The sequence below is a fragment of the Streptomyces deserti genome, from assembly GCF_054782695.1.
Genome location: NZ_BAAGRZ010000008.1, coordinates 99,076 through 121,395 on the forward strand (window position 1 = coordinate 99,076; position 22,320 = coordinate 121,395).

A 22,320-nucleotide genomic window follows, 5' to 3' on the forward strand; every position below is an offset into this window, starting at 1 on the left:
ACAGGTGCGACGGCGGAACGAAATAGCCCCGCCGCGGCGTGGGTTCACGCGGCGAGGCGACTCTTTGCTGCGGTCAGCAGGATTCCCCGAACTTCACCGCGGTGAAGGTGACCGGCTGCCCGTCGAGCGTGTCCCCGGAGGCCGGCTCCTGGCTGCAGACCTGCCAGTTGGACTCGACGATGATGAAGCGGTCCTGCCCGGAGGCGTCGTTGACCGTGATGCTGGTACCGCTGTCGAGAGCCTCACGAGCGACGTTGACAGACTCGCCCGTGAAGTCAGGCATCGTGGAACCGGCTGCTTCCGGCTGGGCTCCTGCGTCCTCGGCCGGGCAGGTCTCCTCCAGCTTGACCGTCGCGAAATCGACGGTCGTGTCTGTCGAGTGCTCGCCCGCCTCAGGCGACTGCGAGCAGACCTTCCAGTTGCGGTCAAAGGCCTGCATGCGGCCGCGGCCGGAAGCGTCGTGCGAGGAAAGCGCGTAGAAGCCGGCTGCCTGCGCCTGGTCCTGAGCGGACTGGAGACCCTTGCCCGTCATGTCGGGCAGGGCTGCGGTCTCGGCCTTCCCGGTGTCGTTCTCGCTGCCGGCCGAGGCAGTCACTTCCGGGACAGTATCGGGCTGGCTCGTGCGGGACGCGAGGGCGCTGGGCTTGCTCGGAGTGCTGCTCGTGTCGGTGTCTTCGCAGGCGGTGAGCGCGCACAGCGCTGTGACAGCGAGTACGGCGGCGGTGATGCGGCTGTCCATGGTCCCCCCACAGATGGTGCTTGAGTTGTGGATGCATCATGCATCAACCAGTGGACCTGTGGGGATCGTGTGACGTTTCCGTGATGCATTCGGGTGGGGACGTGACGAGGCCCCGCCGGACGGGAGTTGGCGAGGCGAGGCGTGCGGAAGTATCAGCCCTCGTTCGTTCGGCGAAGTCGCCGGTGGGCTGCGGCCAGAGTCAGGAACGCTTCTCGGAGCCTGTGTCCGGCCAACTGTCCAAGCTCTCGCGTCCGTTGCACGAGCTGAGCACTGTCGGGGCAGCCGGCCCTGCCCCAGTGCCGGGTGAGGACTCAGTCCGAGCCAATCTGATGAGCCGCCATTTTCCTTGCTTCGCAAGGGTGTTGGAATCATGCCTGTGATTCGTCTGTGAACTCCTGATTGTCTGGAGGACATCCTTGCCGTCCAACCCCCCACTGGCACCGCGCGCGAGACGACGCGGGAGGCTGGCCGTCGGAGTTCTGGTCTCCGCGCTGTTAGGCCAGTTGCTGGCCGGGACCGCCGTCGCCGTCCCCTCGGCCACGACGTCCCCGGCCACGACGTCCTCGGCCACGACCCCCTCGGCCACGACCCCGTCGCCCGGGCGAATAGCCTGGAAACCCTGCGCATCGCCCTCCGGCGAGGGCACCTTCGAGTGCGCCACCGTCAAGGTGCCCGTGGACTGGAAGCGGCCGCGTGGTGCCAGCATCGATCTGGCCCTCGCCCGCCACCCGGCCACCGACCCCGCACGCAGGATCGGCTCGCTCCTCATCAACCCCGGCGGCCCAGGGGGCTCCGGCGTGGACTTCGCGTTCAGCGCGCCCGGCAGCTTCTCTCCCGAACTGCTGGAGCGGTTCGACATCGTGGGGTTCGACCCGCGCGGCGTCGGCCTCAGCACCCCGGTCAAGTGCGACGAGGACCGGGTGAACGCCCAGGAGGCGCTGCTCTACCCGGACAGCGCCGCCTCCTTCGCCGCCCTCCGCGCGGCGAACCGCGCGCTCGGCGAGAGTTGCCGCGACCTGACGGGACCGCTCGTCGACCACATGGACACCGCGAGCGTCGTCCGCGACATGGAGGCGATCCGCGCCGGCCTCGGCGAGCAGCGGATCAGCTACTACGGCGTCTCCTACGGCACCGCGATCGGTCAGCAGTACGCCGCGCGCTACCCGCACCGCGTCCGCGCGATGACGCTCGACTCGAACATGGACCACAGCCTGGGCAGGTGGGGCTTCCAGAAGACCGAGGCCATCGCGGTGGAGGAGTCGTACGGCCAGTTCGCCGAGTGGTGCGCCCGTACTCCTTCATGCGCGCTCCACGGCCGGGACGCCCGCGCCCTGTTCGATTCCCTCTACAAGCGCGCGGACGCCGGTGAGCTGGTCCTGCCGGGCGACCCGCCCCAGACGGTCACCCCGCAGGACCTCCAGGCCGCCGCCTTGACCTACATGTACGACCCGGCCTCCTGGTTCCGGTTCGCTCAGCTCCTCGCCGACGTGGACGCCGCCGCCCCCGCGGCGGCACGGTCCCTCAAGACATATGGCGAGCCGACGGAATTCCCGTTCTTCCCGGTGATGTGCCAGGACTACGACTTCGGCGTTCCCTCGTACGCCACCCTGGCCCGCTTCGAGCGCGAACTCGCCCGCCGCGCCCCGGTCACCCGGTTCAGTACGCTCGCCTGGACGGTCCAGACCGGCTGCCAGGACTGGCCGGCCGAGGTGACCAACCCGCAGCGCAGGCTCCGTGTCGACGGCACTCCCCCGATCCTGCTGACCAACAGCCGTTACGACCCGGCCACGCCGCACTCGTGGGCCTCCAACGCGGCCCGCCAGATAGGACGCGAGGCCGTGTTCCTCACGTACGACGGTGTCGGCCACGGCGACTACTGGCTGAGCCCGTGCGCGCGGGACGCCATCGACACCTACCTCCTCACCCTGAAGACGCCCCGCAACGGCACCCACTGCCCCGCGGTCTGGCCGACCGGGCCCTCCGCCCAGCGGCAGTCGCCGACCGGCGGCCTCGTCAACCCGCTGCCCGAGCTGCTGGGCACGGGGACGTACGGGTGAACCGCGTGACGCTGCCCGACCGGACGCGGTCCTGAGCGGGGGAGGTCCCTCTCACACTCGAACGGAGGGTGAGGGGGACCTCTTCGCGAGGACTCCTGGCCTGCGCGTTTCAACGCCTGACGCCCTCTCCGGGGGACTGAAACCCGGCTGAAGCCGTTCTGAACCGCCTCGGTCGCAAGCTCTGTGGCATGACGACGACGCACCGCGAACCCGCGATCGCAGCCACCGGGCTGCGGAAGTCCTACGGGGACAAGACCGTCCTCGACGGCATCGACATCCACGTGCCCGCCGGCACGGTCTTCTCGCTCCTCGGGCCGAACGGCGCGGGCAAGACCACGGTGGTCAGCGTCCTGTCCACCCTGATCTCCGCCGACGGCGGACAGGCGCGGATCGCAGGGCACGACCTCACCAGCGAGGCCCAGGCGGTACGGGCCGCCATCGGTGTCACCGGCCAGTTCTCGGCCGTGGACGGCCTGATCACCGGCGAGGAGAACATGCTCCTCATGGCCGACCTGCACCACCTGCCCAAGCTCGAGGGGCGGCGGGCCACCGCCGAGCTGCTGGAGCGCTTCGACCTGGTGGAGGCCGCGAAGAAGCCCGCCTCCACCTACTCCGGCGGCATGAAGCGCCGCCTCGACATCGCCATGACCCTGGTCGGCAACCCGCGGATCATCTTCCTCGACGAGCCCACCACCGGCCTCGACCCCCGCAGCCGCCACAACATGTGGCAGATCATCCGCGAGCTCGTCGCGGGCGGTGTCACCGTCTTCCTCACCACCCAGTACCTGGAGGAGGCCGACCAGCTCGCCGACCGCATCGCCGTGCTCAACGGCGGCCGGATCGTCGCCCAGGGCAGCGCCGAGGAGCTCAAGCGGCTCGTCCCCGGCGGCCATGTGCGGCTGCGCTTCTCCGACCCGGTGGCCTACGAGCGGGCTGCGACCGCCCTGCGCGAGACGACACGCGACGACGAGGCGCTCACGCTCCAGATCCCCAGCGACGGCAGCCAGCGCGAGCTGCGCGCCATCCTCGACTGGCTCGACACCGCCGGCATCGAGGCCGACGAACTGTCCGTGCACACCCCGGACCTGGACGACGTGTTCTTCGCCCTGACCGGCAGCTCCGCCCCGGCCCAGTCCTCCCAGTCCTCCCAGTCCTCCCCCTCGTCCCCGTCCTCCCCGTCGACCGAGTCCAGCCGCAAGGAGACCGTCCGATGAGCGCCGCACCCCATTCCCTGCGGACCCAGCCCTTCCGCGACAACCTCACGATGCTGCGGCGCAACCTTCTGCACGCGCGCCGCTACCCCTCCCTCACCCTGAACCTCCTGCTCACCCCGGTCATCCTGCTGTTGCTCTTCGTCTACGTCTTCGGCGAGGTGATGAGCGCCGGCATCAACGGCGGTACCGCCGACCGTGCCGACTACATCGCCTACCTGGTCCCCGGCATCCTGCTCCTGACCGTGAGCATGACCTCGCTCGGCACCGCGGTGTCCGTGGCCACCGACATGACCGAGGGCATCATGGCGCGGTTCCGCACCATGGCCATCTCCCGCACCTCCGTGCTGATCGGCCACGTGACCGGCAGCGTGATCCAGACGTTGATGGCTCTGGTGCTGGTCCTGGCCATCGGAGTGGCCATCGGCTTCCGGCCCGACGCGACGCCGGTGGAGTGGATCGCGGCGGCCGGGCTGATGGCTCTGGTCAGCCTCGCGCTGGCCTGGCTCGCGGTCGGCATCGGTCTGGTGAGCCCCAACGCCGAGGGGGCCAGCAACATCGGGACGCCGCTGGTGATGCTGCCGTTCCTGTCCAGCGCGTTCGTGCCGGTGGACGCCATGCCGAGCTGGTTCCGCTGGTTCGCCGAGTACCAGCCGTTCTCGCCCGCCATCGAGACCCTGCGCGGGCTGCTGCTGGGCAGCGAGATCGGCACCACCCACGCGGTGCTGGCCGTCGCCTGGTGCCTGGGCCTGACCGTGCTGGGCTACCTGTGGTCCAGGGCGCGGTTCAACCGCGAGCCGAGGCGGTGAGTTCGCGCAGCGCCGCGGCCCGCAGCTCCTCCCGCCCCAGGGTGGCGTACGCCGACCTCGCCTCGGCGTACGCCGCCCTGTCGGCGTGCTCGGCCGCCTGCCGGGACCGGGCCGCGGACAGGGTGGGGAACTCCCGCACCGCCGGCATGCGCTCCGCCAGCGCCACCAGCCGTACGGCGGCCGTCTCGCCCCCGGCCAGCCCGGCGAGTCCGAGCGCCAGCAGGACCGTGCCGTACACGGGCAGTTCCACCGGAGACCTGTCGTCCGAAGAGCCCGACAGCATGCCGAGCAGCCGTTCCCGCAGCTGCCCGGCCAGCCCTGCCACCGGCTCCAGGCGGCCGTGCAGCGCGTGCGCCGCCACCGCGGCCGACTGCACCTGAAGCGACCACCGCTCCACGAACGGGTCGCCGGCCTGCAGCAGGCTGTCCTCCCGTATCCGCTCCACCGCCCGGCGCCACAGCCCGAGCCCGACCTGGGTCAGCCCCCGGGCCAACGCGATCTCCGCCCGGGCCGGCAGATCGGGCAGGTAGATCAGGGCGGACTCCGGCAGCCGGTCCGGGGCCGCGAGCCCCAGCCAGTACTCCGCCTCCTCGACCTCCCCGCGGTGCAGACAGGCGAGCACCAGCCCCCAGCGCACCCCGATCGTGTCCAGCCAGTCGCCGCACTCATCGAGCGCGTCCAGCGCGGCCCGCAGATGGTCGTACGCCTCGGCCCCACGCCCGGACTGCAGGCACAGCTCGCTGATGCGCCCATGACTGAGCAGTTGCATGGCCGGATTGCCGAGCGGATCCAGCGCGTCGACCATCCGGCGGGCACACTGAAGCGCGCGCTCCGTCTCGTGTTCGGATTCCCACACGTAGCTGGCGACGCCCGCCGCGACGCCCGCCAGCAGGGGCTCGTCGGCATCGCACAGCTCCTGCAGCCGCGCGTACCCCGGCGGGTGCATGTCCGGTACGGCGCACAGCACGATGGCCTGCGCCCTCATCAGGGTGTCCGGCGGAGCGGGCGGCAGCCGGCGCAGCGTGACCAGGTGGCGTACGGCGTGCGGGCCGTAGCCCATGAAGAGGCTGGCCGTGCACACCGTCGCCGCGCTGCGGGCCGGCTCGACATCCTCGGGTCCGGGGCGGAAATGGGACAGCGGCCCGCCGGTCTCGGCGGCGAGCGCGACGAGCCGGGCGTAGTTGGAGTCGGTGGCCCACAAGGAGGACAGCACCGCGGTGAGCGCCGCGGTGGTGGGCCCGTCGGCGCGGGCCAGCGCGTATCGCAGCGCCAGGAGGAGGTTGTCCTGCTCGGCCCGGATGCGGTTCCAGGAGGACAGCGGATCGCCGCGGAACAGCACATCGTGGTGGGCACGGCCGAAGTCCCGCGCCCAGGAGAGGAACCGGTCGGTCACCACCTCGTCCTCGCCCGCCTCGGCACGCCGGGCGGCGCTGAACTCCCGTAGCGTCTCCAGCATGTGGAAGCGCAGCCCGGAAGGGCTGTCGCCCACATTGATCATGGACTGACCGGCCAGCTGCTCCAGCAGGTCCAGCACGTCCCCTCTCTCGCCGAGCACCCGCTCCGCCGCGTCCTCGGTGAAGCCCCCGGGGAACACCGACAGGGCGCGCAGCGCCGCCTTGCCGTCGGGCTCCAGCAGATTCCAGCTCCACTCGACCACGGCCTGCAGCGTGCGATGCCGCTCGGGTGCGTCGCGAGCGCCGCCGCGCAGCAGCGCGAAACGGTCCTGCAGCCGACGCGAGATGTCGGCCACGGAGAGCACCCGCACCCGGGCCGCGGCGAGCTCCACGGCCAGCGGCAGCCCGTCCAGATGACGGCAGATCTCGGCCACCCGGTCGGCGGGCAGGTCCACGCCGGGCCGGGCGGCCCGCGCCCGCTGCTCGAAGAGCTCGACCGAGGCCGCCAGGGACAGCTCCGGCAGGGCGTACACGAACTCCGAGGTCAGCCCCAGCGGAGCCCGGCTGGTGGCCAGCACCCGCAGCTCCTTGGACCGCGACACCAGCTCCTGTACGAGACCGGCCGCGCCGGCGATCACGTGCTCGCAGTTGTCCAGCACCAGCAGGACGGGGCCCTGACCCAGCGCGCCGACGATGCCGCTCACCACGTCCTTGTCCGTGCCGCCGGCGAACTGCCGGCCCTCCCCGGCGCCGACGGCCGAGGCCACCTCACCGGCCACGTCGTCATCGGCGGTCACCCCGGCCAGCGGGACGAAGTGCACGACGGGCTGCTCGGCCGCCCGGCTCACCGCGTGGGACAGGCGGGTCTTGCCCAGCCCGCCGGGACCGACGACGGTGACCACCCGGGTCTCGCGCAGCAGCCCGGCCACGGCGGCGACGTCGGCGTCCCGCCCCAGTAGCGGGTTCGGCTCGTGCGGCACGCCGTGGCGGACCGGCGGCACGTCCGCGCGCAGCAACTCCTGGTACACGGACCTCAGTGCGGGCCCCGGATCGGTCCCCAGCTCCTCCCGCAGCCCGCGGCGATAGGCGTCGTACCGGCTCAGCGCCGCGGCCCTGCCCGCCGTGGCCGCCTCGCAGCGCAGCAGCTCCGCCAGCACCTCCTCGTCCCGCGGCAGCTCCCGGACCAGCTCGGCCAGGGGTGCCGCGGCCTCCTCCCGCCGCCCCACCCGGGCGAGTGCGAGCGCCCGTAAGCGGACCAGCGAACGCAGCACCCGCACCCGGTCGGCACGCAGCGCCACCACCGGATCGCGCAGTTCCTCTCCTGCCCCGCCGCCCACGCTCCCGTCCCACAGGGCCAGACCCGCCTCGGCCTGCGCCAGGGCGCCTTCCTGATCCCCCGCCCTGGCCCGCTCGGTGCTCGCCGCCTCGTACAACAGCAGCGCGGAACTGTCGACCTGCGTCTCCTTCAGCGCCAGCCGGTATCCCGTCGGTGTGCTCACGATCAGGTCCGCACCCAGCTGCGCCCTGAGCCGCGACACCAGCACCTGTACCGCCTTGCCCGGCCGCTCCGGCAGCTCGTCCGGCCACAGGCCCTCCACCAGCCGACCCGTGCTGCAGCCGGTGCGGAGATCCTCCGCGAGCAATGCCAACAACCCGCGCAGTCGGGGCGCGGTGATCTCCCGGCCGCGCCAGGCGACTCGGGACAGCAGGGTCAACTCGGTCGTCACGCGTGCAGACTAGCCAGCAGGGTGCCGGACGTACCCCCGGGACCGCCAAGCGGCCACTCCACCCCACCGCCCCACCGCCTCGGTACCGGTCCCTCCCCTCGTGGGGACCGGTACCGAACGGTGGGGCGGTGTCGATCCGTGCCGTGCGATGCCGGTGCGGATCGGGAGAGGGTGGACCGTGGTGGACAGGGGCAGACAGGGGGCGGGAGGGAAGTCCGGGCGGGGCGGCTGCGCGGATCCCCTCGGGATCACGCGTCGGGATCACGCACCCCTCGGGATCACGTGTCCTTGTGGATCACGTGTCCTTCCGGTTCGCGGCGTCATGAGTGAGGTCTCCGAGCGCTGAGCCGGTGGCCGTCCGGGGATGCGCGGTGGCCGCGCGAGTGCGTCACGATCCTGCCCGCTGCTGCTCACCCCGAGGAGGTTCCGGTGTCCGGACACCGGCTTATCCGCAGGTCAGCCGTATAAAGTGAGTTTTCCGGTCCGGAAGCGCAGGCGCGGGGAGGTAAGGGGTGGAGACCTCGGGTTCCGGCTCAGGGGCACGTACGGCCTTCGCGGAACGTCTCGCGCTGCTGTACAAGGAGGCCGGCAACCCACCCCTCAAGCGCGTGGCCGAGGCGGTCGTACGACTGCAGCGGGTCGACGAGCGCGGGCGGCCCGTACGGGTGTCCGCCCAGCGGATCAGCGACTGGCGGCGGGCCAAGAACGTGCCCGCGCAGTTCGCCGCGCTCGCGGCGGTGCTGCACGTCCTGATCCCCCAGGCGCGGCGCGCGCGGCCCACGCCCGTGTCCCCGGGGCTGTACGACCTGGCCCAGTGGCAGCGGCTGTGGGAGCGGGCGGTGGCCGACCCGGTCGGCGACCGGGCCGCGGCGGCCGCGGATGAGGAGGAACGGGCTCCGGCCGAGGCAGCGGCCGTGCCCGGGGGTGTGTGCCCGTACCGGGGGCTGGCCTCCTATCGGCAGGAGGACGCCCGGTGGTTCTTCGGGCGGGAGCGCAGTACGCAGGCTCTCGTCGCCCAGCTGCGCTCGGTCGAGGAGACGGGTGGGCTGGTCATGCTCGTGGGCGCCTCGGGGGCCGGGAAGTCCTCCCTGCTGAACGCCGGGCTGGTGCCCGCGCTGCGGGCCGGTGCGCTGGGCGAGGGCGGTGCCGGGCCGAGCGAGGTGGTGCAGCTGGTGCCGGGTGCCGATCCGCTCGGCGAGCTGACCCGTCGTATCCCCGAGCTCGCGTCCGTCGTCTCCGACGGCATCCGGCCGGAGGAGTCCGGAGGTGCCGGGTTCGGGGAGGCGGTGCGGGAGGCCGTGGCCGCCTGGGCGCGGCGCTCGGGGGGCTCCGCGGGGCGTCCCGTCGTCATCGTGGACCAGTTCGAGGAGGCGTTCACCCTCGGCTCCGACGAGGCGGAGCGGCGTACGTTCGTGCGGGTCCTGCACGCCGCGTGCTCGTCCGCCGGTCCCGGCACCCCGGCGCCCGTGCTCGGGGTCATCGGTATACGCGCCGACTTCTTCGAGCAGTGCCTGGCGTATCCGGAGCTGGCCGACGCGCTGCAGCACCGGCACATGGTGCTCGGCCCGTTGAGCACGGCGGAGCTGCGGGAGGCGGTGACCGGGCCGGCCAGGGCCGTGGGGCTGGAGCTGGAACCGGGGCTGGCGGAGCTGATCGTCCGGGAGGTGGGCGCCGACGGCCCGCGCGGGGCGCACGACGCGGGCGTGCTGCCGCTGCTGTCGCACGCCCTGCTCGCCACCTGGCAGCGGCGGAAGGCGGGACGGCTGACGCTGGCCGGCTACCGCGCGGCCGGCGGCATCCAGGGGGCGGTGGCGGCGACCGCCGAGCGGGCCTGGTCCGGTCTCGACCCGGCGGCCCGTACGGCCGCGCGGCTGCTGCTGCTCCGGCTGGTCCGGCTGGGCGAGGACACCCAGGCCACCCGCAGGCGGGGCACGCGGCGGCAGCTGGCGCAGGAGTCGGCGGACCCCGGCAAGACGGAGGAGTCGCTCGAGGCCCTCGTACGCGCCCGGCTGGTGACGCTCGACGCGGAGACCGTGGAGATCACCCATGAGGCGCTGCTGCACGCCTGGCCCCGGCTGCGGGAGTGGATCGACGAGGACCGGCACGGCAACCTGCTGCGCCAGCGGCTGGAGGAGGACGGCCGGGCCTGGGAGGGGTCGGGCCGCGACTCCTCGCTGCTGTACCGGGGTTCGCGGCTGGAGCAGGCGCACAGCTGGGCGCGGTCCGCCGACGACACGTCTTTGACGCGGAGCGCGGCGGAGTTCCTGGCCGCCTCGGTGCGGCTGCGCAGGCGCACGGTGTGGATCAGCCGGAGCGCGGTGGCGGCTCTGGTCGTGCTGGCGCTCCTGGCCGTCGGTTCGGCGGTGGTGGCCTGGCAGCAGCGCAACGACGCGGTGTTCGAGCAGGTGGTCGCCGAGGCCGACCGCTTCCAGTACACGGATCCCTCGCTGTCCGCCCAGATCGACCTGGTGGCCCACCGTCTGCGGCCGGACGACGAGGCGACGAGGAACCGGCTGATCTCCATCGTGAACGCGCCGCTGGCCACGCCGCTGCTCGGGCACACCGGCGCCGTCTACCTCACCTCGTTCAGCCCCGACGGGCGGCTGCTGGCCACGGCCAGTTACGACCGGACCGTCCGGCTGTGGGACGTGTCGGACCCGACCCGCCCGAGGCCCCTCGGCAAGCCCCTCACCGGCCACACGAGCTGGGTGAGCAGCGCGGTCTTCAGCCCGGACGGCCGCACCCTGGCCAGCGCCGGGGACGACGGCACGATCCGGCTGTGGGACGTGCGCGACCCGGGCCGGCCGAAGGCGCTCGGTGCGCCGCTGACCGGGCACAAGGGCACGATCTACCTGGTCGCCTTCAGCCCGGACGGGCACACGCTGGCCTCCGTCGGCGAGGACCGGACCGTGCGCCTGTGGGACGTGACCGACCCGGGACGGCCGAAGAAGCTCGACGCGCTGACCGGCCACACCGCCGCCGTACGGTCCGTGGCGTTCAGCCCCGACGGCCGCACGCTGGCGGCGGGCAGCGACGACAACACGATCAGGCTGTGGAACACGGCCGATCCGCGCCGGGCGAAGCCGGTCGGCACGGTGCTGACCGGCCACACGGACCTCGTGCACTCCGTGGCCTTCAGCCCCGACGGGCGCACCCTCGCCAGCGGCAGCGCGGACGACACCGTCCGGCTGTGGAAGGTGACCGACCCGGCGCGCCCGGCACCGATCGGCTCGCCGCTCACCGGCCACACCGGCCCCATCTGGTCGGTGGCCTTCAGCCCCGACGGAAGCACGCTCGCCGCGGCCAGCGCGGACAGCACGGCGAGCCTGTGGGACGTCGGCGATCCGGCGTACCCGTCCCAGGTCGGCGAGCCCCTCGCGGGCAGCAGCGGCGAGATGTACGCCCTCGGCTTCAGCCCCGACGGACGGACCCTGGCCACCGGAAGCGGCGACAGCAAGGTCCGCCTGTGGTCGATCCCGGCGTCGGACATGATCGGCCGCAGCGGGGCGTTCCGGCCCGACGGGCAGGTGCTCGCCACGGCCGCACGCGACGGCCGGATCCGGCTGTGGGACGTGCACAGTCCCGGCCGGCCCGTGCGGCTGGGCACACCGTTCATGCCCGGGGACGGCGACCAGCGTTCCATGGTGTTCTCCCCCGACGGCCGCACGCTCGCCGTGCTGACGGGAAAGCTGACGGTGCACCTGTGGAACGTCACCGACCCCACCCGGCCGGTCTCCGCCGGGCCGCCCGTCACGCTGCGGACCCGCTTCATGGGCCCCGACGCGCTGGCCTACAGCCCGGACGGGCGCACGCTGGCCACCGCCCACGACGACCGCACCATCCAGCTGTGGAACGTCAGTGACCCCTCCCACGCCGTTCCGCTCGGTGCCCCGCTCACCGGCCACAAGGGCTTCGTCAACGCCCTCGTCTTCAGCCCGGACGGCCGCACTCTGGCCAGCGGCAGCGCCGACGGCACCATCCGGCTGTGGAACGTGACCGACCCCCGCCGCACCACCCGGCTCGGCCCGCCTCTCAAGGGACACCAGGGGCCCGTCAACGTGCTCGCCTACAGCCCGGACGGCCGCACCCTCGCCGGCGGCGGCGACGACGACACGGTCCGGCTCTGGCGCATCTCGGAGTCCGCCGGGGAGACCCGGCTGGGCTCCACCCTCACCGGCCACACCGAGGCGGTCGCGTCACTGACCTTCAGCCGGGACGGCACCACCCTGGCGAGCGGCGGCAACGACAACACCGTCCGGCTGTGGAAGGTCACCGACCCCGCCCGGGCCACGCCGATCGGCCAGTCGATGAGCCCCAACGCCAAGACGGGCAACTTCCTGTCCTTCAGCCCGCGCAGCCACATGCTCGGGGTGTCGAGCGGCGTCGGCACCATCCGCCTGTGGAACCTGGACGTCGACGCGGCCATCCGCCGCATCTGCTCGGTCACCCGGGGCGTTCTGACCCCGGAGGAGTGGCACGCGTACCTGCCGCGTCTCTCGTACGACCCTCCGTGCGGCGAGGAGTGACACCCCTGCGGGGGCGACGGGTGAGGGCACCGATGAGCAGCGGAGCGCGGCCGCGGGCAACCGCTGGCAGCGGCCTGGTGATACCGGTCACAGCCCCTCGCCGCACCTGAGCGGTCGCCTCCCGCCGTACCAGCGGCCTTGTTAGTCTTGGCCACAGCCCGATCGCTGGTGCTTCCCCCGTCGCCAGCGGTCGGGCGCTTCCATGCCCGGGGCCGGTTTCCCCAACTCGTGATGACCTGTTGAGGAGTCGTACGCTGATCCCGTGCCCAAGGCGTACGAGGTGATCGCGGACCACATCCGCCGGTCCCGCCGCGAGGGCCCGCGCCGCCCCCGCACTCCGGTGGTCCGTGACAACAGCCGGCACCAGTGGGAGAAGGACCGCGCCCGCCGCCCGCTGGAGCAGCGGGCCGGGACCGGAGCCACCGAGCACGACACCGGCCTCGACTCCGAAGACCTCGTCTTCCACGCGAAGTACCGCGAGACCAGGGCCCCCAAGGCGCTCGCGGACGCGTTCGGCGTCCCGGAGGGCACCGTCCTGCTGGAGCGCACCTACCGGACGCGCCGCGCGACGGAGACCGCTGCGCTCGGCCTGGTCACGTCCCACCTCGTCCGCGACATGATCGCGGGGAACCCCGACCTCCTGGACGAGGCGAAGGAACCCTGGCCGGGCGGCACGCAGCACCAGCTCCGCACGGTGGGGATCGAGGTGGACCGCGTCGAGGAACGCGTCACGGCCCGCCCGCCGACCCCCCGGGAGGCGAGCGAGCTGGATCTGCCGCCCGGGGCGCCGGTGATCTTGCTGCGCAAGACGGCGTACGACACCGACAACCGCGTGGTGGACATCTGCGAGGTCACCCTGCCCGGGGACCGTACGGAGCTGGTCTTCACCACCGTCCTGGAAAGGTGGTGAGTGCCGCCGTGAGGGGTCGGCGCATCACTGTCGTCACCGCTGTCCACGCCCCGTCGGCGGGCTTCCTGCCGGAGGCGTACACGTCCCTGCGCGCACAGGACCTGCCGCGGGGCTGGGAGTGGCGGTGGCTGATCCAGGAGGACGGCCGGACGGACGAGGTCCGCCCGTACGTCCCCGACGACCCGCGGGTGACCTTCCGTCAGGGCCGCCCCGGCGGCCCCGGTACGGCCCGTACGATCGCCCTGGCCCACGCCGACGGCACGTATGTGAAGGTCCTGGACGCCGACGACCAGCTCACGCCCGGTGCCCTGGCCCGTGACCTGGCGGCCCTCGAAGCCGACCCCGCCCTCGGCTGGGCGACCTCCCGGGTCCTGGACCTGCTGCCCGACGGCTCGACGGCCGGGTTCCCGGGCGACCCCGACCACGGCCCGATCGAGCGCGGCGCGGTCCTCGACTTCTGGACGGCGCACGACTACCGCGCCCAGGTCCACCCGGCCACCCTCTTCGTCCGCCGCGAACTGCTGCTCGCCCTCGGCGGCTGGATGGCGCTGCCGGCGTCCGAGGACACGGGCCTGCTGCTCGCGCTGAACGCGGTGAGCCGCGGCTGGTTCTCGGCGGAGGTGGGGCTCCTGTACCGGAAGTGGGAGGGGCAGGTCACGGGACAGGCGCCGCACGTCGACCCAGCGGAACGGGAAGCGCGGATGGCGGTCGTCGCGGCGCGGGCGAGGGCGTTGGCGGGTTTCCCGTGGCACTGGCCGGCCGCCGGGGACCGAGGGTCGTCTACTCGCTGAGGGTGATGGCCTGCGCCGGGCACTTCTCCGCGGCCTCCCGCACCTGCGGGTCGTCACCGGCGTCCTCGTGTCCCGGGAGGACGGCCCCGAATCCGTCCACCACGGTGAAGACGGAGGGCACCCGGTAGGCACAGTCGCCGGAGCCGTAGCACAGATCGCGGTCCACGGAGATCTTCACGTGCACTCCCGTCGCAAGCGAGCACCGGCCCGTGACGCGGTCGACGGCCGACGCGAACCCAGAGACCTTCACGACGTCACTGCCCTGAGAGCCACCCGTTGAACCGGCCCGCCGAAACGCCTAGCGGCCGCCGCCGGCGGCGGCGAGCCAGTGGGCGATCTGGCGGACGGTGGTCTCGTCGACCCGGTCGACGAGCGTCCGGACGGCCGCCACGTCGTCCGGGTCGAGGTCGTACAGGCCCGCCTTGCTCAGACCCGCCATGAGTACTTGGTGGCGTCGGTCATGCATGCGTTCCGCGAGCTTGCTCGGCTCCTCCGTGCCGCCGGCCGGCCGGTCGGGTGCCGCCGGGGTCGCGGGAGCCGCCGGGGCGGCGGCCGGGTCGAAGCGCTGCCAGGCGCCGTCCCGCGGACCCCAGAGGGCGACCGTCAGCTCGTCCCCGCGGGCCCGCACCGTCTGCGCCATCTCCCCGAGCGCGTACAGCACGGCAGAGCGGTGCGGCGACTGGGCGGCCACGCGCCAGGAGTCCGAGGACGGTGGGCGGACCATGGCGACCCAGCGTGGTTCGCCGGGCGGCTGCGGGCTCTGCGGACGTGTCTCCACTGCACTCACCCCTTTGGACGCGGCACCGCAGATGGGCGCGGCACCGCAGACCTTAACTGACGGGCCGTCAGATCTCCAGAGGGGCGCTGTGGTTGCTGACCCCGGTGCCGTGCGTCAGCTGTTCCAGGTCTCGTCGTACGGATCACGCGGTGTGGGGACGGGCCTGGCCTCCGTGACCCGGAGGTAGGGGATCGGGCCGTTGTTGACCGGGTCGGTGGCCCGCCGGGGGGTGTAGGTGCCGGTGACCTCCAGCCAGGTGTCCGGTTGCAGGACCGGCGGGATCGCGCCGGTCAGGGCGATCTTGACCGGCTGGGCGTCGGCGGCACAGCAGTTGAGGGCCATGCGGACCAGGTAGGGGGCGCCGGAGCGGTCCAGGGCGACGAAGCCGGTGACCTTGACGGTGCGGTCGCGCAGGGAGCGGCCGTGGTCGTAGACCGCGCGGCCCGCGTAGTCGGCCACGCCGAGGCGGAGCGGGCCGGTGGCGGGCAGGTCGGGGAAACCGAACGGCTTCTGCAGGGCCGTACCCGTGTGGGTCGCGCTGTAGGAGCCGAGGGCCGGTGGGGCGACCAGGATGAGGGCGAAGACGGGGAGGGCGAGGAGCCAGGAGACGCGGGGTTCGTGGTGGTGGTGGCCGCCGCCGGGCGGGCGACGGCGCTCGTACCACACCGTCGCCAGCGCCGTCGCGATCAGCACCGCGCCCGCCAGCAGGAGCAGCGGGCGCAGACCCGCCTTGACGTAGCGCAGGTACAGGTCGGTCAGGCCCGCGTGCAGCACGGTGGCCCCGAGCAGGAACAGCAGGGCCGCCTGCGCCTGCCGGTTCACAGCAGCACCGCCCCGGTCAGGGCCGACACCACGACGGCCAGGGCGAAGGTCGCCGGGGCGAAGCGCAGCGCGAAGGCGCGGCCGAAGGTGCCCGCCTGCATGGCGAAGAGTTTCAGGTCGATCATGGGGCCCACCACCAGGAAGGTCAGCCGTGCCGTCAGCGAGAACTGGGTGAGCGACGCCGCCACGAACGCGTCCGCCTCCGAGCAGATCGACAGGAGGACGGCGAGGACCGCCAGGGCCAGGACCGACAGCACCGGGTGGTCGGCGGTCGCGCGCAGCCAGTCGGCCGGCACGACCGCCTTGAGCGTGGCAGCGGCCATCGCGCCGACCACCAGGAACCCGCCCGCGTGCAGCACGTCGTGCCGGACCGAGCCCCAGAACGCCGCGCCCCTGCCCTGCCCTTCGTACGACGTCCGGGCCGGTGGCCGCAGCCAGTCGGTGCGGCCCAGGCGGTGCCACAGCCAGCCCATCGCGCACGCCACCAGCAGGCTCGCGACGAAGCGGGCGAGGACCATCTCCGGGTTGCGGGGGAAGGCGACGGCCGTCGCCGTCAGCACGATCGGGTTGATCGCGGGCGCGGACAGCAGGAACGCCAGCGCCGCGGCCGGGGTCACGCCCCGGCGCACCAGCGCCCCGGCCACGGGCACGGACGCGCACTCGCAGCCCGGCAGCACCGCGCCCGCCGCCCCCGCGACCGGCACCGCCAGGACCGGACGCTTCGGCAGGGCGCGGGCGAAGAAGGACGGCGGTACGAACACCGCGATCGCCGCCGACAGCAGAACTCCGAGCACCAGGAACGGCAGGGCCTGCACCAGCACGGCGACGAACACCGTCATCCAGCTCTGCATCACCGGCGCGGACAGCGCCCGGCGCACCGGGTCCTGCAGCATCACCGCCGTCAGCAGCACCAGGGTGAGCAGGAGGGGCGAGTTGAGGTGGCGGCCGTCCTCCGCCCGCCGCGGCTCCCCGCGCTCGCCGGTCCCCTGCGGGGGTGCTTTGGTGGTGGCCACGGGCGGGGTCCTCCGGTGGTGCGCGGGGCGGGGTCGCTGGGTTCCCTCCCCTCCCCTACGGCCGGAACGGCACGGCCGTTCAACGCGGCGGTGCTCTCTTCTGGAACCAGCCGTCACGGTGCGGCAGTCTCCTCCCTCGTGGGGAGCGTTCCGCATCAGAGTCTGCCGGGTGATCCGGCCACGCACATGGGGCGCCGGCGGCGGGAGCGGGCGGGGGCGTGAACGCCGGGTGTCGTGCGCGGCGTCGCAGGGTGCCCGGCGCTGCTGCCGGCGGGGGTGGGTGCGCCACCCAGCGCAGCGGGGTGCCTCCCCCCGAGCTCTCGGCTCCGCTCGAGCAGGGGGGATCCCCGTCGCCCCGGCGGCACGACCGCCCGCAGCCAGGCGGGCACAGCCCCCCGCACCCGCACCCGCACCCGCACCCGCACCCGCACCCGCAGCCTCAGCCCGCCGCGCCCTTGAGGTGTCTCTCCGCGAAGTCCAGTTCCAGCCTCACCTGCTTGATCCGCTCGTCCACGACCAGCGAACCGTGCCCGGCGTCATAGCGGTACACCTCGTGGACCGCGCCCCGGGCCTCCAGCCGTTTGACGTAGTTCTCGATCTGGCGGATCGGGCAGCGCGGGTCGTTGACGCCGGCCGAGATGTAGACCGGGGCCTTCACCTGGTCGACGTACGTGATCGGCGACGACGCCTCGAAGCGTTCCGGGACCTCCTCCGGGGTGCCGCCGAGCAGCGTGCGGTCCATCGCCTTCAGCGCTTCCATCTCGTCGTGGTACGCCGTGACGTAGTCGGCCACGGGAACCGCCGCGATCCCCAGCGTCCACGCGTCCGGCTGCGTGCCGAGCCCGAGGAGCGTGAGGTAGCCGCCCCAGGAACCGCCGGTCAGGATCAGGCGGTCGGGGTCCGCCAGCCCCGAGGTGATCGCCCAGTCGCGGACCGCCGCGATGTCCTCCAGCTCGATGAGGCCGACGCGGTGCTTCAGCGCGTCGGTCCAGGCGCGGCCGTAGCCCGTCGAGCCGCGGTAGTTGACCCGCACCACCGCGTACCCGTGGTCCACCCACGCCGCCGGGCCCGCCGCGAACGAGTCGCTGTCGTGCCAGGTCGGCCCACCGTGGATGTCGAAGACCGTCGGGAGCGGGCCGGTCGCGCCCGCCGGCTTCTGGACGAGCGCGTGGATGCGCCCGCCGGGCCCCTCCACCCACACGTCCTCCACCGGCACCGACCCCGGCGACTTCATCCCCGGCGGATCCAGGACGACCCCGCCCGCCGTCGAGCGCACCGCCGACGGCTCCGCGGCCGACGACCACAGGTACTCCACGCTGCCGTCGGGGCGGGCCGTCGCGCCGGACACCGTGCCCGGCGGGGTCGGGATGCTCACCAGCTCCCGCCGCGCCAGGTCGTACCGGAACAGCTCACTGCGCGCTTCGAAGCTGTGCGCGATCAGCAGGCCCGAACCGTCCGGACACCACTCGGCGCTCACGTCCCCGGGCAGTTCCAGGGCCAGGTCCGTCTCCTCCCCGGACGCCACGTCCCAGACCAGCGGCTCCCAGCGGCCGCGCCGCTGGTGGCCGATCAGCAGACGCGTGTCCCCGTCGACCGGCGCGAAGCCCAGCACCTCCAGGCCCAGCTCCCGCGTGCCCCCCTTGGTGTCGTCGAGCTCGGCGACCGGCGTGCCGTCGGGGCGCAGGACGCGCAGCGCGGAGTGCATCGCGTCGCCGTGCTCGGTGTGCTCTATGGCGATCAGTGAGCCGTCGTGGGAGAGGTCGCCGACGCCCGCCGACTCGCGGTGCCGGTAGATCTCCACCGGGGGCTCGCCGGTCCGCACCAGATGGATGGTCGTCCCGTCCTCGTCCGTGGAGCGGCCCACCACCGCCGTACGCCCGTCCCTGCCCAGTGCCAGGCCCGCCGGGTACGACGGGTCCAGGCCGGGTGCCGCGAGCTCGTCCTCGCCGCCCTGGAACGGCTGGCGGCGCCACACGCCGAACTCGTCGCCGTCCTTGTCGTCGAACCACCAGATCCACTGGCCGTCCGGGGAGAGCACGCCGTCCGTCGTGCCGTTCGGCCGGTCCGTCACCTGGCGCTGCTCGCCCGTCGACCGGTCCCAGGCGTACAGCTCGTACGTCCCCGTCGCGTTCGACACGAACAGAGAGCGGTCGGGTGCGTCCTGCGCCCAGTCCGGAAGGGAGACTCTCGGCGCCCGGAAGCGCTTCTCCCAGTCCGGCATCTCCTCGACCTGCTCCATGTGCCCACCTTGCTCGTCCTGGTCCCGCCGGTCCGGCTGCTCCCGCTGATCCCGTGCGTCGGACCCGTTGCGCTCAGTCATGGCCCCATACTGCCCGCCCCGTCCGACAATGCGCCGGTGAGGTCCTCAGCCTGTGGACAACCTCCACGGATCCCCCCACTCCTGCAGGTCAGGAAGTCGAGATCCGGTACTCCCCCAGCCCTGCCGACCGGCGCGAGACACGGCCACCCCGCGGCCGGGCGCCCCGCCGCGGCACCGTACCGTGGAGGGCGTGTACCGGTTTCTGCTGACGCCCCGCTGGTGGGGGATCAACGTCTTCGTGCTGCTCGCCATCCCCTTCTGCGTCTTCATGGGGTCCTGGCAGCTGGGCCGGTTCGAGGACCGGGTGCAGGAGGACCGCAGCGCGAGCGAGCAGGCCGCGTCGGCCCGCGGGGAGGCGGCCCGTCCGCTGGCTCAGCTGCTGCCCGTGGACAAGGCGACGTCCGGCAGGCAGACCACCGCGACCGGCCGGTACGGCAAGCAGCTGCTCGTGCCGGACCGGGAGCTGGACGGCAAGCAGGGCTACTACGTCCTGACGCTGCTGCGCACCAGCTCCGGCAAGGCGCTGCCCGTCGTGCGGGGCTGGCTGCCCGGCACGCCCGACCCGGCGAAGGCGCCCGCGCCGCCGACCGGTCAGGTCACGGTGACCGGGGCCCTGCAGGCGTCCGAGACGCCGGGCGAGAACGGCGTCACCGCGCGCGGCGGGCTGCCGGCCGGGCAGACCGCGGCGATCAGCGCGGCGTCGCTGGTGAACCTCGTGCCGTACGACGTGTACGACGCGTGGGTCACGCTCAACCAGGGCGACTCGGGGATGAAGGCGGTACCGGCGACCGCGCCGCAGAACACCGGGCTGGACCTGAAGGCGTTCCAGAACCTGGGCTACACCGCCGAGTGGTTCGCCTTCGTCGGATTCGTGATCTTCATGTGGTTCCGGTTGCTGCGGCGCGAGGTCGAGTTCGCGCGGGACGCGGAGCTGGGATTGGCTCCTCAGGAGGAGGACCGGCAGCAGCCCAGCCCGTCCGGGGTGTGAGGCCGAGGCCGTCCAGGCCGCTCGCCGGGGCCCCGGCGTCGGGACTCCGCGTCGGACTCCGCGTCGGGACTCCGCGTGGGGACTCCGCGTCAGGCCCCCGGAAGCAGCCCCGTCCAGTACACGGTTCCCGCACACGCGTTGGACACCGTGACCGTCGCCGAGCCCGCGCCCGTCTCCGGTGTGTACGTCACCGCCACGCTCCCGTCGACCGTGCCGTCCTCCCGGACCAGCTGGGGGGCCGTGCCCGAGTCGCCCTCGGTCGTGGTGCCGCCGGTCGTGGTGCCCGGGTCCGCGGTGGGGGTCGGGTCGGGGGTGGGCTCACCGCCGCCCGTGCCGCCCCCGGTGGTGCCGCCGGTGGTGGGGCAGGTTTCGGTGGGCACCCAGGCGAACTTCACCTCGTACGCAGCGCCCGGCGCGAGCACGAGCTGGGCGGACTCCAGCGACGGGTCGGGCAGCCCGGCGGCCGCGTCCCCGGCCACATGCCGGGCCGAGCCGACCTTCGCGGGGTCGGCCGCGCCCTGCGGGAGCGCGCTCACCCCGCCGGGGCCGGTGACCGTACAGCCGGCGGCGGAGACGTTGGTGACCCGGAAGGAGCCGTAGACCGCTCCCGTGGAGTCGGGGGCGGCGCTGCCGGCGACCGCGGGGCCGAGCTGCGCGGCCGTGCACACGGGCACACCGGCCGTGCTGCTGGACGAGGGTCCGGTGCCCTGGGACGTGCCTGTGCCGGCGGTCCCGGTGCCCGTGCCCTTGTCGTTCTCCTTCTTCTCGTCCTTGTCCTTGCCCTCGGGCTTGCCCGCGGTGCCGCCGGAGGTGCTCTCGCCGCCGTCCGGGTCCTTGCCCTGGCCGGTGCCGCCCTGGGCCTGCGAGGCGTGGCCGACGGCGGACGGGTTGGCGTCGGAACCGCCGACGTCGGAGACGTGCAGGAGCGCGGGGATCGCCGTGCCGACGAAGAGGGCGGCGGCGGCCATGCCGACGGCGGCCTGCCGTTTGCGCGCCCGTCGGGCGGGCACCGCCCGCCGCAGATACTCCAGGGTGCCGTCGCGCGGCTCCACTTCCTGCACCGCGTGGTGCAGCATCGTGCGCAGGTCCAGCTCGTCCGATTCGAGCCCGTTCGGGCCCTGGTCGTCGGGGCCGTGGTTCACAGTTCCGTTCCCAGCGTGCGATTGGTTCGGCTCTTGTCCGTCCGGCCTCGGCCGCTCCGGCCCTCGCCCGGGCGGCTTCGTCGGCTCGTGCCACTCGAAGGGTTCGTGGCGGTCGCGTCCGTCGCGCCGCGCATCGTTGCCGTCGCTCATGCCGGCGCCCCCATGGCCAGCCTGAGCGCCGCGATCCCGCGCGAGCCGTACGCCTTGACCGAGCCCAGCGATATGCCGAGCGTCTCGGCGACCTGCGCCTCGGTCATGTCCGCGAAGTAGCGCAGGACCAGCACCTCGCGCTGGCGGCGCTGCAGGCCCTTCATCGCCTTGATGAGGGAGTCGCGCTCCAGCTGGTCGTAGGCGCCTTCCTCGGCGCTGGCCATGTCGGGCATGGGCTTGGACAGCAGCTTCAGGCCGAGGATGCGGCGGCGCAGCGCCGAGCGCGAGAGGTTGACGACCGTCTGACGCAGATACGCCAGGGTCTTCTCGGGGTCACGGACGCGTTTGCGTGCCGAGTGGACACGGATGAAGGCCTCCTGGACGACGTCCTCGCAGGAGGCCGTGTCGTCGAGGAGGAGCGCGGCGAGACCCAGCAGCGAGCGGTAGTGCGCGCGGTAGGTCTCGGTGAGGTGGTCGACGGTGGTGCCGGCCGCCGTGGTGTCGTCGGCGCACTCGGCGCCGTCGCGCTGGTTCGGTATGCGGGCCGGCCGCGCTGCGGGCACGGGCGCGATCACCGGCATGCCACCGGGCGTACCGGGCATGCGGGGTCGAAGAGCCGCCGGGCGGGGCCGTAGGGCCGTGCCGCGCGCTGCCACAGTGAAGTCGAGAACCTCTGCCACGCCTGTTGGACACGCGTCCCCCCGTCAGGGTTGTACGTGCCGGGCGTCACGTTCGCGCCGACCGTCGCCGTCGACGGTCTGACCGCGTCAGGCAGCACAACCGACGGTGCATCAAATGCCCTCATGCGTCCCGCTCTTCCCCTATGTCCAGATGTGAACGGACGTCCCCACGCCCGGTTCGCGGCGTCCCCACGCCGCATGAACGCGCTCCCACGCCCCAAAGGGCGCTCGCAAAGACGCTCCCCGCCCTCCGCGCGGTTGCG

General features: G+C 73.2%; 16 protein-coding genes. 7 read left to right on the top strand and 9 right to left on the bottom strand.

The window, feature by feature from the left end; all coding sequences use genetic code 11:
- Positions 1–73: 73 nt before the first annotated feature.
- On the bottom strand, positions 74–739 hold the full coding sequence (locus ACYVMZ_RS16635; protein ID WP_461080224.1) for a hypothetical protein: 666 nt from the start codon (positions 737–739) through the stop codon (positions 74–76).
- A gap of 416 nt (positions 740–1,155) precedes the next feature.
- Here ACYVMZ_RS16635 and ACYVMZ_RS16640 point away from each other — a divergent pair, with 416 nt between their 5' ends.
- From ACYVMZ_RS16640 to ACYVMZ_RS16650, 3 genes are all read left to right on the top strand, one after another.
- Positions 1,156–2,796, top strand: coding sequence for an alpha/beta hydrolase (locus tag ACYVMZ_RS16640; protein ID WP_461080226.1), 1,641 nt, complete (start codon positions 1,156–1,158; stop codon positions 2,794–2,796).
- A gap of 188 nt (positions 2,797–2,984) precedes the next feature.
- Positions 2,985–4,010 (top strand): ATP-binding cassette domain-containing protein, encoded by a 1,026-nt coding sequence (locus ACYVMZ_RS16645; protein WP_461080228.1) that lies wholly within the window; start codon positions 2,985–2,987, stop codon positions 4,008–4,010.
- A complete protein-coding gene (locus tag ACYVMZ_RS16650) occupies positions 4,007–4,816 on the top strand; it encodes an ABC transporter permease (protein WP_461080230.1) in 810 nt (269 codons plus the stop codon). Before ACYVMZ_RS16645 ends, ACYVMZ_RS16650 begins: the two co-directional genes overlap by 4 nt.
- Here ACYVMZ_RS16650 and ACYVMZ_RS16655 read toward each other — a convergent pair.
- Complete coding sequence (locus tag ACYVMZ_RS16655; protein ID WP_461080232.1) at positions 4,794–7,937, bottom strand: ATP-binding protein; 3,144 nt, start codon at positions 7,935–7,937, stop codon at positions 4,794–4,796. The genes ACYVMZ_RS16650 and ACYVMZ_RS16655 overlap by 23 nt on opposite strands.
- Positions 7,938–8,449: 512 nt before the next feature.
- Between ACYVMZ_RS16655 and ACYVMZ_RS16660 the strand changes: the two genes are divergently transcribed.
- The 3 genes from ACYVMZ_RS16660 (at position 8,450) to ACYVMZ_RS16670 (ending at position 14,164) form a co-directional block, all read left to right on the top strand.
- Positions 8,450–12,463, top strand: a complete 4,014-nt coding sequence (locus ACYVMZ_RS16660; RefSeq protein WP_461080234.1) for an nSTAND1 domain-containing NTPase — start codon at positions 8,450–8,452, stop codon at positions 12,461–12,463.
- A gap of 262 nt (positions 12,464–12,725) precedes the next feature.
- Positions 12,726–13,373, top strand: coding sequence for a UTRA domain-containing protein (locus tag ACYVMZ_RS16665; RefSeq protein ID WP_461080236.1), 648 nt, complete (start codon positions 12,726–12,728; stop codon positions 13,371–13,373).
- 8 nt (positions 13,374–13,381) lie between these two features.
- Positions 13,382–14,164 (top strand): glycosyltransferase family 2 protein, encoded by a 783-nt coding sequence (locus ACYVMZ_RS16670; RefSeq protein WP_461080238.1) that lies wholly within the window; start codon positions 13,382–13,384, stop codon positions 14,162–14,164.
- On the opposite strand, the gene ACYVMZ_RS16675 is transcribed toward ACYVMZ_RS16670, so the two are convergent.
- The 5 genes from ACYVMZ_RS16675 to ACYVMZ_RS16695 all read right to left on the bottom strand — a co-directional run bounded on the left by ACYVMZ_RS16675 (position 14,154) and on the right by ACYVMZ_RS16695 (position 19,097).
- Positions 14,154–14,342 carry a ferredoxin gene (locus ACYVMZ_RS16675; RefSeq protein WP_461080240.1) on the bottom strand — a complete coding sequence of 63 codons (189 nt, stop codon included), beginning with the start codon at positions 14,340–14,342 and terminating at the stop codon, positions 14,154–14,156. The two genes, ACYVMZ_RS16670 and ACYVMZ_RS16675, sit on opposite strands and share 11 nt — an antisense overlap.
- Positions 14,343–14,462: 120 nt before the next feature.
- Complete coding sequence (locus ACYVMZ_RS16680; protein WP_461080242.1) at positions 14,463–14,942, bottom strand: hypothetical protein; 480 nt, start codon at positions 14,940–14,942, stop codon at positions 14,463–14,465.
- A gap of 114 nt (positions 14,943–15,056) precedes the next feature.
- Positions 15,057–15,764 carry a TIGR03943 family putative permease subunit gene (locus tag ACYVMZ_RS16685; RefSeq protein ID WP_461080244.1) on the bottom strand — a complete coding sequence of 236 codons (708 nt, stop codon included), beginning with the start codon at positions 15,762–15,764 and terminating at the stop codon, positions 15,057–15,059.
- Positions 15,761–16,777, bottom strand: coding sequence for a permease (locus ACYVMZ_RS16690; protein WP_461080246.1), 1,017 nt, complete (start codon positions 16,775–16,777; stop codon positions 15,761–15,763). Before ACYVMZ_RS16690 ends, ACYVMZ_RS16685 begins: the two co-directional genes overlap by 4 nt.
- A 439-nt stretch (positions 16,778–17,216) precedes the next feature.
- Positions 17,217–19,097 carry a S9 family peptidase gene (locus tag ACYVMZ_RS16695; protein ID WP_461080248.1) on the bottom strand — a complete coding sequence of 627 codons (1,881 nt, stop codon included), beginning with the start codon at positions 19,095–19,097 and terminating at the stop codon, positions 17,217–17,219.
- Positions 19,098–19,287: 190 nt separating this feature from the next.
- On the opposite strand from ACYVMZ_RS16695, the gene ACYVMZ_RS16700 reads away from it, so the two are divergent.
- Positions 19,288–20,085, top strand: coding sequence for an SURF1 family protein (locus tag ACYVMZ_RS16700; RefSeq protein WP_461080250.1), 798 nt, complete (start codon positions 19,288–19,290; stop codon positions 20,083–20,085).
- An 89-nt stretch (positions 20,086–20,174) separates the two neighbouring features.
- On the opposite strand, the gene ACYVMZ_RS16705 is transcribed toward ACYVMZ_RS16700, so the two are convergent.
- Positions 20,175–21,227: a hypothetical protein gene (locus tag ACYVMZ_RS16705; RefSeq protein ID WP_461080252.1), complete on the bottom strand. Its 1,053-nt coding sequence runs from the start codon at positions 21,225–21,227 to the stop codon at positions 20,175–20,177.
- A gap of 146 nt (positions 21,228–21,373) precedes the next feature.
- The gene (locus ACYVMZ_RS16710) at positions 21,374–22,057 is read right to left on the bottom strand and encodes a SigE family RNA polymerase sigma factor (protein ID WP_461080254.1); all 684 of its coding nucleotides are present in this window, start codon (positions 22,055–22,057) and stop codon (positions 21,374–21,376) included.
- Positions 22,058–22,320 lie beyond the last annotated feature (263 nt).

What these genes read in the sequence shown, in the direction of transcription:
- ACYVMZ_RS16650 (WP_461080230.1), top strand. Translation starts at nt 4,007, where the DNA reads ATGAGCGCCGCACCCCATTCCCTGCGGACCCAGCCCTTCCGCGACAAC.
- ACYVMZ_RS16695 (WP_461080248.1), bottom strand. Translation starts at nt 19,097, where the DNA reads ATGACTGAGCGCAACGGGTCCGACGCACGGGATCAGCGGGAGCAGCCG.
- ACYVMZ_RS16645 (WP_461080228.1), top strand. Translation starts at nt 2,985, where the DNA reads ATGACGACGACGCACCGCGAACCCGCGATCGCAGCCACCGGGCTGCGG.
- ACYVMZ_RS16635 (WP_461080224.1), bottom strand. Translation starts at nt 739, where the DNA reads ATGGACAGCCGCATCACCGCCGCCGTACTCGCTGTCACAGCGCTGTGC.